We start from the raw sequence: 10,486 nt of genomic DNA on the forward strand, positions 1-10,486 counted from the left end.
TTAACGTGCAATTTCAGGCAGGAATCCGAATATGAACCGTACCCGGTTTTTGTTTTTGGCTTTTATCCTCTCGACCGTCCTGGCTTCGGCCGGCATTGTTTCCGCTCAGGATGCCGATCCCGCCATGAGCAGCGCGGCAACGGACGACATCTCCGGTCCGTACGACCTTGAGCGATGCGTTCAGCGGGCCTTGACGGCCAATCCGAACATGCAGGCCATCCGAGCCCAGTTGAAGGGCGCGGAATTCGGCCAGAGGTCCGCATTGGGCCAGTTCGGTCCGACTTTGGGCGGCGCTTACGGGTACACCCATTACAATCGGGGCAATAGCTACAGCGGCAAGGAAGATGATTGGGTCGCCTCCTTGAATCTTTCCCAGCCGATCTTCCAGGGCTTCAACCTCCTGGCCAACTGGCAGAAGGCCAAGTTGAACAGGGAGTCCACCGAGGCTTCGCTGACCAATGTGGAATTGACCCTGATCGAGTCCGTCCAGGCCAACTTCCTGTCCCTGCTCAAGGCGCGCATGGACGTCAAGAGCGCCGAGGATTCGGTTGCCCGCCTGGAGTCTCAGCTCAAAGTGACCAACGCTTTTTACGAAGTCGGTCTGCGGCCCAAGGCCGAGGTCCTGGACGCGGAGGTCGACCTGGCCACCGCCAAGCAGTTGCTTCTCAAATCGCGCAACAATGTCTCCACCCAGGAGGCCCAGCTCAACACCTTGCTGAACATTCCCCTGGAATCCCCGGTTCAGTACGTGGGCGAACTGAAATACATTCCTTTTGATCTGACCCTGAGGGATTGCCTGACCAGGGCCTACGCGAACCGTCCCGACCTGATTATCGGCCAGAAGAGCGTGGAAATTGCCCAGAAGGACGTGACCATGTCCGAGAGCAGCTTCTATCCCTCGGTCACCGGTCGTTGGGATTACGTCACCCGCGGCGACGATCCGTCCGTCAGCGGCTCCGGCTACTACTCCGAATCGGCCAGTGAATACTGGACCGCCGGAGTGGACGCCTCCATGGAAATCTTCCAGTGGGGAGCCGACTACTACGATTCCAAGCGCTACGACGAGATGGTCAATCAGATGCAGGCCGACCTGGAAAACACCCGGCTCAACGCAGGGTTCGAGGTCAAGAGCTCCATCCTGAATCTGCAGGAGGCGGCCGATCGCATTACCGTGGCCAAGAAGTCCGTGGTGGCTGCCGAGGAGGCCTACCGCATGGCCGTGGCCCGCTATCAGGCGCAGGTCGGCACCAACACCGACGTGCTCAACGCTCAGGAGCGTCTGAGCCTGGCCGAAGCGCAGCTTTCCCAGGCAATGGCCGATTACGGTACCGCCGTTTCCAAGCTTTACGTGGCCATGGGCGAGAAGAATCTCGGCCTCAAGGAGGTCAAGTAGCCGCATGACGTTCGGGCGCAAGCGCACCTGGCTCGCCAAGGGCATGAAATGTGAGAAGTGCGGTCTTGACCTGACCACGTACAGGGGATGCCGCGAGGTGACGCTGAAGTGTCCATCCTGCGGCGAGGTCTATGATCTCAGGGAATTCTCGGCCAGGATGGACGAGGACTTCGAGGAGGAAATGGGTTTTGTGCCCATGGACCGGATTTGACTCTCCGCCAAAAAGGCGCATGAAACGCGCGGCCATCGGATTCTCGTTGGCCGCCGTTTTCATATGCGCCTTCGGCTTGTCCATTGCGGCGGCGGGCGGGTTGTGGGACCCGCTGGTGGATAGGCTCGCGGACGATGGGTTTGAGCGGCGCAAGATCGCCTACCTGTTTTCCAGCCCCGATCTTGAGTTCCGGCCTGAGATCATGTCCCGCAAGATGAACGTTCTGCTCAATACCCGGCTTTCCTCCAGGGAGCCGGGGCCGCATCCGGAGCCGCAGGTCATGGACCGATACCTGAATCCGCTGCTCATTGCCGGAGCCTACGCCTTCTATCGCGAGCATCGCGCCGACCTGACCCTGATCCACGAAAAATACGGGGTGCCGGGCGAGATTCTGACCGCGCTCATGCTGTTGGAGACTCGGCTGGGCATGAGCGTCGGCGACCACAATGGATTCACCATTCTGGCCTCCATGGCCCTGGCTGGGGATTTTGATCTCATCAGTGATCGCATCAAGCGGACCGACCTGTCCGACGAGACCGTGGATTGGCTCAGGAAGCGGACCCGGGAGAAGGGCGATTGGGCCTACGAGGAACTCAAGGCGCTCATTCGCTACGCACAGCGCAACGGGCAGGACCCGCTGACCATCCGCAGTTCGGTGTATGGCGCTATCGGCCTCTGCCAGTTCATGCCGACCAGCGTGGAGCATTACGGCAGGGACGGGTCGGGAGACGGACGCATCGATCTTTTCGAGACGAGGGACGCCCTTTACAGCATGGCCAACTTCGTGGCCGAGCATGGCTGGAAGGATTCCATGACGCAGGAGCAGAAGCTCAGGGTCATCTATCACTACAATCACTCCGAGAGCTACGCCCTGACCGTTCTGGCCGTGGCGGACAGGATCGCCAAGACCCGGGAGCTCTTCGGGGGCTGATTCGGATCAGGCGTCTTCCAGAAGACTCTGGTAAAGATTCAGCGTCCGCTTGAGGAATTCGTCCAGAGTGAGTTGGGACATGGTCCGCTTCTGGGCGGCCAGCACCTGGTCGCGCAGGTCGGGATCGGTCGCCACGGCTTCTATGGCGTCAGCCAGCCCATCCGCATCCTCGGGTTTGACCAGCACGGAGGCGTCCACCAGATCGGGCATGACGCCGACGTCGGTGGAAACCAGCGGCCGTTCGGCGGCCATGATCTCCAGCGCGGAGCGGGCGATGGCCTCGGACCACAGTGAGGCGACCACGCCGATGTCCAGCGCGGAGATGCAGGCGGCAACGTCGTCGCGCCTGCCGCTGATGCGGGTGATGTCCCCGACCCCGGCATCCCGGATATGCTCTTCGATCTGGTCGGTGGTCATGGCCGTGTCGAAACCGATGAGCAGGAGGCGGATGTTCTCCATGCCGCGCCGTCTCAGGGCGGCGACGGCCTCGATGGTTTCCTTGTGTCCCTTGACGCGGTCGAACCGTCCGACCAGCCCCACGACGAGATCGTTCGGGACGAAGCCGAACTCTTCCCGCACCCGGTCGCGTCCGGCCTGGTCGAAATGAAATTTTGCAGTGTCCACGCCGCCGTGAATGAGCCACAATCCGGGGCCGGGAGTGCGCATTTTTTGCAGGAAATATTCGGCCATGCGCCGGTTGGTGACCACCACGGCGTCGGCTACGCCCGAATGGAGCCAGCGGTTGACCGCGTCGGAGCGGGGCGGGCGTTGGTCACCCCTGGTGCGCACCAGCCGGTAATGGAAACCGAAGAGCTTGAGCAGCCCCCACAGGAAAAAGCCTTCGCCCCGGTGGCAATTGACGATTTCAGGGCGGTGCGTCCGCAGGAGTTGTATGATATGCCTTGCGGCGGCGGCGAAACGCAGGGGGTTGGTGGTGTTCAGGTCGACGGACACGGTTTCGAGCCCGGCCTCACGGGCCATGGCCTCGGACTGCGTTCCGGCCTGGGTCAGGACCAGGACCTCATGGCCTGCATCGGCCAGGAGTTTGCTCAGGGTGATGGCGTACCACGCCGTCGCGTTGAACCAGCGGACATTGATGACTTGAAATATTCTCATTGATTGCGCCTGGGTGGACTGTTGGATACACAACATGACAGTTCACGACGGCGAAAGCAAGGGCTCTGATACATGAAAAACAGTCTGGTATCCATAATCCTGCCCACCTACAATCGGGCGGAATTCATAGGCAGGGCGCTCGATTCGGTCCTGTCGCAGACCTACGGCAACTGGGAGTGTCGGATCATCGACGACGGCTCCACGGACGAAACCGAAACGGTCCTTTCCGGGTTCGACGACCCGCGCATTCACTATAGCCGCCAGGAAAACCAGGGGGTCTCCGGAGCGCGCAACACGGGTATCGCCGCGTGTCGCGGCGATGTCGTGGCTCTGCTCGATTCCGACGACGAGTGGATGCCGCGCAAACTTGAAACACAGCTCGCGTATATGGCTGGGAACGGCTATGAGATCTGCCAGACCGAGGAAATCTGGTATCGCGGCGGCAGGCGGGTCAATCAGCCCGCGCGTTACGCCAAGCCCGAGGGATGGTTCTTCGAGGCTTCCCTTGAAATGTGCCTGATAAGCCCGTCATGCACCATGTTCACCCGGAAGGCGTGGGAGGTGATGGGACCTTTCGATACGGCCATGCCTTCCTGCGAGGATTACGACATGTGGCTGCGGGCGTGCCTGAATTTCCCGGTGGGACTGGTTCGCGAAGCCCTGACCATCAAGCATGGAGGCAGGCCGGATCAGCTCTCCGTTTGCGTGCCCTGCGCGGATTTGCATCGCATTCGGGCGTTGGTAAAAATCCTGCAAAGCCGAAAACTTGACGATGCCTACCGTGGACTTGCCATGGAGTCCTTGCGCAGAAAGGTAGAGATATACATGCAAGGCTGTGAAAAAAGAGGGAAAAAGGACGAGGCAGAACGCGTTTGGAACCTGTTTTGCATGGTGCGCGACGGGAAAGATATTCCCTTGAATACGTTGAGTTAGCGCATGGCGCGCGGTCCGGCCGCGCAACATGCTTTGTCCACATGGAGAACGGCGCCCGTCAGCGGCGAGAGGTGACCCCGTGCAGAACATAAGCAAGCTTCTGGAGACCCTGCCCGTCATCAGCCAGTCCCGGCTGGTGGCCTCCGGCTTCGGCATATGGGTGGTCTGGAAGGGCGACCTGCACGGCGCGGTGGACAATACGCTTCAGGAATTCGGAGCCTTGTGCGTGGCCCGGGAGGACCAGCAGGCCCTTTGGTTCTGCAACACCGTGGAGGTGTTCCGGGCCGTCGCAAGGTTGCAGGTCTGGGCAAGGGTCAATCCCATGCCGGTCTTCTGCCAGTTGGTGCCCCTGACTTTTCTGGCGGGCTACGACCTTGAATATTCCGTGTCCTTGTCCGTGGAGCTGGACCGCCAACGGGTGGCCCCGCCGAACGATTTCGAAGTGGTTGTCCATCCCGGCCTCAAGGAGCGCGTTCAATCCGTTGCCGGGCTGTCCACCGAACCCGCCGGGAGCGTGGACGGGCTGGCCAACGTCAAGTGGCTGAAGCTGGTCGTCGACCAGGGGCTCGACTATGAGTCCGTGCTGCGCTGGTACTTCATCGTCAAGCCGCTGGGGCGCATGTCGGACAAGGAAAGCATCGTTGGTTGGCGTGATTTTTCCACCGATATCATCGAACTGCTGCAACGCCTCGGGCTCAAGTACATATCCGACGTCAAGGAAGGGGCGCTCTTCCTGCCTCTCGACAATTTCCGGCTGCTCAAGAGCTTCTGCACGGAGATGGTGAATCTCATTCGCCGCAACAAGGAAGCCCCGGACAAGAAATACTGGCCGGTGGTCATGGCCGCGGTGCCCCAGGGCGATCTGCATTTTACCGCCGATCTGCCCCGGAAGGTCGGGCTGGACTGGAACCGTCTCGCCCCTGACTATCCCCATGTGCGCTTCATGGACGGGTTTCTGCTTTCGGCCTGGTTTCGCATGAACGAGGCCCGTTACGGGGCCGGGCCGGTTTCCCTGGACTCGTGGTGCACCCTGTCCCTCAGGGACGCCGACGGGGAGACCGGATATGGAACCATGCAGGTGGCTCTGCCCAATGCGCTGGTGGCTTCCGACGGGGGTGGGGAATGCTTCTATTGCGGGCTCAAGAATCATGAGGTCTCCCATTGTCCGAGCAGAAATATTGCGACTCCGCAACCCCAGGTCTGGCGGTTGTTGGCCAAGGCCGATTTCAACGATTTTTCCGACGGATTCGCCAGCCTTGACGCCGATCTGAGCAAGGAGGATTTCGTCTCCGGCATCCTCAAGGTCATGGAGTCCCGGGACGACCTGGAGAGTCTCCTGGCGCGGGCGGTTTTCGAAATCAACGTCCCGGTTCAGCTCAGGACCTTGAAGCTCGTATGGCGCAGCCGGAGCAAGGAGTGGGACGGCGCCTTCAAGCAGTTGGCCCCCCAGGAGGGGGATTACATTTGGGAGGCCCTGGAGTGCCTGGAGAAGGGCGACATGGGCAATTCGGAACATTTTCTCAAGGACGCCCAGATCAAGTATCCAAGGAGTTATCAGCCTCAATCCCTTTGGGGCTACTGGTACCTGGAGAAGGGCGACCCGATTCGGGCCATGTTCCATTGGCAGGAGGCCGAGCGCATGAGCTACACCCCGTTGCAGCAGGGGTGCATGGCTTTCCTCCAGGCGCGGCTCATGGAGGTCGAGGGGGATTACAAGGACGCCATCAATACCTACAAGCGGGTCAACAGCTTGGCTCCGAGTTGGCTCCAGCCCATCTATCGGCAAGCGGTCTGCATGGTCAAGATGGGCTTCACCAGCCAGGCCATGGACACGCTCTTCGATCTCATGGACCGCGATCCGAATTACTTCAACCGCATTCTCGTCGATCCCGAATTGGACCGGGGCCGGGTGCAGTTGTTGAGCGCCATGTGGGAGAAGTGGAACGATGCCGAGAAGTCCGTGGAGAGCACCCGCAAGCGGGTGGAGGACCTGACCGACGATATTTCCAGACGGTTCGACGAAAACCATCCCTTTTTCGAAGCGGCCAACGAGGAACTGGACCGGCTGCGCGGATACGGACGGACCAACAACTACGTGGCCTATCACCAACTGCTCCAGGGAACGGAAAAGTTCCGGGTCGGGCTCGACGACGAGATTCGGCGGGAGGTCAAGCGGATCAACGCGAACATCGGCCACCTGACCGAGCGTGTGCGCGGTATCCAGCGGGAGGCCGCCTGGTTCCCGTTTCCCAAGCTCCTTAGGGAATTCAACAAGGAATTCAACTACTGCGTGGACAAGATCAACTGGATTCGCACCCAGCGGCTTCAGGATGCGGACAATTTTCGCAAGTCGCTGCGGTTTTCCGATGAGATCGAAGAGCATATCGACAGCCTTCAGGGCCGTCTCGTCACCTTGCGCATCATCCGCGACGCCACGTTGTTCATCCTCATGCTCGGCCGCAGTTTCATTTGGCTTGAACTTATCGGCCTGGGGTTCCTCCTCGTCGCTTTACCTTCGCTTATTTATTTTACCCAAGGCATCGAGGGAAACATCATCCTGGACACCATCAAGGACCCGAGCCAGCGATGGGAAATATCCAAGGGACTGGTCATCATTTTGAGCATCCTGTGCGTGGCGGCGGCGGCCATCAAGAGCGCCCTGACCTTCGACAAGCGCAAGCGAGAGCTTTTCGACCAGATCGACAAGGAAATTCGCGGTTCTGCTCCCAAGCGGTATTGACTTCGGCGCGCCGTCTCTTTTCAAATCCTCCATTCCCGCGCTATGATGTCATGTCGTTAAGCGAATGCGGAACGGAGGCGTCATGCATAAATTGGTATTGATTCGGCATGGGCAGAGCTTGTGGAACCTGGAAAACCGGTTCACCGGCTGGACCGACGTGGACCTGACCGAACAGGGCGTGCGCGAGGCCGAGAATGGCGCGCGGCTGCTTCGCGAACAGGGGTTCACCTTCGATGTGGCCCATACATCACTGCTCAAGCGGGCCGTCCGCACTCTGTGGCGCGTTCAGGATGTGATGGACCTCATGTGGCTGCCCGTTTTCAAGACCTGGCGGCTCAATGAGCGGCATTACGGCGCGTTGCAGGGGTTGAACAAGGCCGAGACCGCGAAAAAGTACGGAGATGAACAGGTTTTCGTATGGCGTCGCAGTTTCGACACCCCGCCTCCGGAACTCGACCCGGACGACGACCGGTTTCCCGGCAAAGACCCGCGTTACGCGGCCCTCGCCCCGGAAGACCTGCCCCGTTGCGAAAGCCTCAGCCGTACCATCGACAGGACCATGCCCTATTGGTTCGACACCGTCGCTCCGCAGGTGCGCGCCGGAAAGCGGGTGCTCATCGTGGCCCACGGCAACTCCCTGCGCGGGCTGGTGAAGTTCCTGGACGGGATGTCCGACGAGGAGATCACCGCCTTGAATATTCCCACCGGACTCCCTCTTGTCTATGAGCTCAACGACGATTTGAGTCCCGTCAGGCGCTACTATCTGGGAGATCCCGAGGAGGCGGCAAGGGCCGCCGAAGCGGTTGCCAACCAGGCGAAGGGAAGGTAAACAACTCCGGTCATGGATGAGACCGGATTCACTCGCGCGCTGCTGGGCTGGTATGATGCCAACGGACGGGACCTGCCCTGGCGGCGGCATCCCGAGCCCTACGCCGTGTGGGTTTCCGAGATAATGGCCCAGCAGACCCAGATGGATCGGGTGGTGGAATACCACACCCGGTGGATGGACCGTTTCCCGGATATCCATTCCCTTGCCGAGGCGCACGAGGAGGATGTCCTCAATCTGTGGGAAGGCCTTGGCTATTACTCCCGCGCCCGCAACATGCGCCGCGCCGCCCGGCTTATAGAGGAGCGGTTCGACGGCGATTTCCCCTCCGACATCGATAGCATTCGCTCCCTGCCTGGAGTCGGGGACTACACGGCCGGGGCTGTGGCGTCCATCGCCTTCAACCGGCGCGAACCGGCTGTGGACGCCAACGTCCTGCGGGTATTCGCCCGTCTGCTGGACATGGATATCCCGGTCCGCGACAGGGCCGGGCGCAACATGATCGAGGACGCCGTCCGGCGGATTATTCCCGCCGATCGGCCCGGTGATTTCAACCAGGCGATCATGGAATTCGGCGCGCTGGTCTGCCGTAAGAATCCTCTTTGCGAAACGTGTCCGGTCCGTGAATTCTGCCGGGCGTACGAGGGAGGGACGGTTCCGCTTCGTCCCGTGCTGCCCGCGTCAAAGCAACCCATCCGCATCGACATGGCCACCGGCTTCCTGGTCCACGAGGGCCGCGTGCTCATCCAGAAGCGCAAGCTCAGCGACGTCTGGCCCGGCCTGTGGGAGTTCCCGGGCGGGTGCGTCGAGCCTGGCGAAACCTCGGAACAGGCCGTCAGGCGCGAGTATCTGGAAGAGGTGGAGCTGGCCGTGGAACCCGTCGAAAAAATCACCGTGGTCCGCTACAGCTACACCCGCTATCGCGTAACCATGGATTGTTTTCTGTGCCGGTATTCCGGCGACCCCACCGAGCCAGTCTTCCACGAGGCGGTCAGGGGCGGCTTTGTGCGTCCGGCCGAACTTTCCGGCTACGCGCTGCCTTCGGGCCATCGCAAGCTGGTCGACCACATGCTCTCCGATATGCGCTTCGTCCACCTGTTCCGGGATTGATCCCCATCCAATTCGCCATGCCGCGCCCGTAGGCACGGCCTTTGCTTCTCATTCTGCGGACCCGAATCGGGGGCCATTTTTTTGACGTCTTCAGCGCAGGAGCAGCCCATGTCCATCGGCAGGATAAACGGTTACGAGACCATTAACGCAACGCAGGATTCCTCCGCCGCACGCGATGCCCGGCAACTGGCTTTGCGGACTTCCTTCGACAACCAGATGCGTATGACCAAGGCGCTTTTCGGTGACGGTTCCGAGCAATCCGGCGCGGATTCCGGCAACGGAAGCTTTGATGTTTCCGTCATCAATGATTCCCAAATTCTCGAAGCGTTATCCGCCATCTCCCGAATTATGCGTGACGAGGCCGGGCTTCAACGTTCGAATGCCCCGTCGCCATCCATTCCTTCGACGACTCGGAATACGGCTTCAGCCGCCATGCCGAGCCACGTGCCCGGCCAACTCTCGGCGCAGTTCGAGTCGGGCGACGCGGGTGGGGCGGCCATCGGCTATGATCGCGTGGGCGGGACTTCCTACGGCAAGTACCAGATAGCCTCCAAACCCGGCACCATGGACGAATTCCTGAATTATCTCGACGAGGCCAATCCCGAATGGGCGAATCGTCTGCGCGATGCCGGACCCGCCGACACCGGCTCGAAACAGGGCGACATGCCCGCGGTCTGGAAAACCCTCGCCGACGAGGACCCGGCCGGATTCGAAAAGGTACAGCATGACTTTATCGCCAGCCGGACATACGCCCCGGCCCGGAGCATGATCCTTGAACGCACCGGACTCGATTTCGACAACGCTCCACCGGCCCTCAAGGAGGTCCTCTGGTCCACTTCGGTTCAGCACGGCCCCACCGGTGCGGCTGATATCTTCAACAAGGTCATCGACAAGTTCCTGGCAGCCCCCCAAAATGACGATTTCAACGCCCAACTCATCAAGGGCGTCTATGAATCCCGCAAAAGCCGGTTCGGCTCCTCGACCACTCGCGTCCAACGCAGCGTGGCCAATCGAATGGATTCCGAAAAACAACTCGCCCTCAACATGCTCCAGAAAATGTCCGTCAACCGCATTGTGTAGATGGTGCCTCCGGCGGCCGGGGGAAGGGGAAGGAAAACCCTTTGAAGAGGGTTTTGTGCAACCAGGAACATGGGTAACACTTCTGCCCGGGAACATAGGTAACACTTTTACCGTTTCTGTTTCGGCTCCGGGGGCCTGATCAGGCC

Annotated in this window: 9 protein-coding genes; 8 read left to right on the plus strand and 1 reads right to left on the minus strand. The window is 60.5% G+C overall.

The window, feature by feature from the left end:
* Positions 1-31: 31 nt before the first annotated feature.
* Genes PSN43_RS08110 through PSN43_RS08120 form a run of 3 tightly spaced genes read left to right on the plus strand, consistent with a single transcriptional unit; the run spans position 32 to position 2,535 of the window.
* Positions 32-1,393, plus strand: a complete 1,362-nt coding sequence (locus PSN43_RS08110; protein WP_272700222.1) for a TolC family protein — start codon at positions 32-34, stop codon at positions 1,391-1,393.
* Between the two features lie 4 nt (positions 1,394-1,397).
* A complete protein-coding gene (locus tag PSN43_RS08115; protein WP_272700223.1) occupies positions 1,398-1,604 on the plus strand; it encodes a dual CXXC motif small (seleno)protein in 207 nt (68 codons plus the stop codon).
* A 19-nt stretch (positions 1,605-1,623) separates the two neighbouring features.
* Positions 1,624-2,535, plus strand: coding sequence for a lytic murein transglycosylase (locus tag PSN43_RS08120; protein ID WP_272700224.1), 912 nt, complete (start codon positions 1,624-1,626; stop codon positions 2,533-2,535).
* Positions 2,536-2,541: 6 nt separating this feature from the next.
* Here PSN43_RS08120 and PSN43_RS08125 read toward each other — a convergent pair whose 3' ends face one another.
* The gene (locus tag PSN43_RS08125; RefSeq protein ID WP_272700225.1) at positions 2,542-3,651 is read right to left on the minus strand and encodes a glycosyltransferase family 4 protein; all 1,110 of its coding nucleotides are present in this window, start codon (positions 3,649-3,651) and stop codon (positions 2,542-2,544) included.
* A gap of 72 nt (positions 3,652-3,723) precedes the next feature.
* Here PSN43_RS08125 and PSN43_RS08130 point away from each other — a divergent pair, with 72 nt between their 5' ends.
* The 5 genes from PSN43_RS08130 (at position 3,724) to PSN43_RS08150 (ending at position 10,340) form a co-directional block, all read left to right on the plus strand.
* The gene (locus PSN43_RS08130; RefSeq protein ID WP_272700226.1) at positions 3,724-4,584 is read left to right on the plus strand and encodes a glycosyltransferase family 2 protein; all 861 of its coding nucleotides are present in this window, start codon (positions 3,724-3,726) and stop codon (positions 4,582-4,584) included.
* A 79-nt stretch (positions 4,585-4,663) separates the two neighbouring features.
* Positions 4,664-7,324: a tetratricopeptide repeat protein gene (locus PSN43_RS08135; RefSeq protein ID WP_272700227.1), complete on the plus strand. Its 2,661-nt coding sequence runs from the start codon at positions 4,664-4,666 to the stop codon at positions 7,322-7,324.
* Between the two features lie 82 nt (positions 7,325-7,406).
* Positions 7,407-8,153: a 2,3-diphosphoglycerate-dependent phosphoglycerate mutase gene (gene gpmA / locus PSN43_RS08140; protein ID WP_272700228.1), complete on the plus strand. Its 747-nt coding sequence runs from the start codon at positions 7,407-7,409 to the stop codon at positions 8,151-8,153.
* A 12-nt stretch (positions 8,154-8,165) separates the two neighbouring features.
* Positions 8,166-9,260: an A/G-specific adenine glycosylase gene (mutY, locus tag PSN43_RS08145; protein WP_272700229.1), complete on the plus strand. Its 1,095-nt coding sequence runs from the start codon at positions 8,166-8,168 to the stop codon at positions 9,258-9,260.
* A 108-nt stretch (positions 9,261-9,368) separates the two neighbouring features.
* Positions 9,369-10,340, plus strand: coding sequence for a hypothetical protein (locus PSN43_RS08150; RefSeq protein WP_272700230.1), 972 nt, complete (start codon positions 9,369-9,371; stop codon positions 10,338-10,340).
* Positions 10,341-10,486: the final 146 nt, after the last annotated feature.

It is taken from the genome of Desulfovibrio sp. Fe33, assembly GCF_028532725.1.
GTDB lineage: Bacteria > Desulfobacterota > Desulfovibrionia > Desulfovibrionales > Desulfovibrionaceae > Pseudodesulfovibrio.

Bases quoted from the DNA above. Each gene is read 5' to 3' on its own strand.
- PSN43_RS08110 (WP_272700222.1), top strand. From the start codon at position 32: ATGAACCGTACCCGGTTTTTGTTTTTGGCTTTTATCCTCTCGACCGTC.
- PSN43_RS08115 (WP_272700223.1), top strand. From the start codon at position 1,398: ATGACGTTCGGGCGCAAGCGCACCTGGCTCGCCAAGGGCATGAAATGT.
- PSN43_RS08120 (WP_272700224.1), top strand. From the start codon at position 1,624: ATGAAACGCGCGGCCATCGGATTCTCGTTGGCCGCCGTTTTCATATGC.
- PSN43_RS08125 (WP_272700225.1), bottom strand. From the start codon at position 3,651: ATGAGAATATTTCAAGTCATCAATGTCCGCTGGTTCAACGCGACGGCG.
- PSN43_RS08130 (WP_272700226.1), top strand. From the start codon at position 3,724: ATGAAAAACAGTCTGGTATCCATAATCCTGCCCACCTACAATCGGGCG.
- gpmA (WP_272700228.1), top strand. From the start codon at position 7,407: ATGCATAAATTGGTATTGATTCGGCATGGGCAGAGCTTGTGGAACCTG.
- mutY (WP_272700229.1), top strand. From the start codon at position 8,166: ATGGATGAGACCGGATTCACTCGCGCGCTGCTGGGCTGGTATGATGCC.
- PSN43_RS08150 (WP_272700230.1), top strand. From the start codon at position 9,369: ATGTCCATCGGCAGGATAAACGGTTACGAGACCATTAACGCAACGCAG.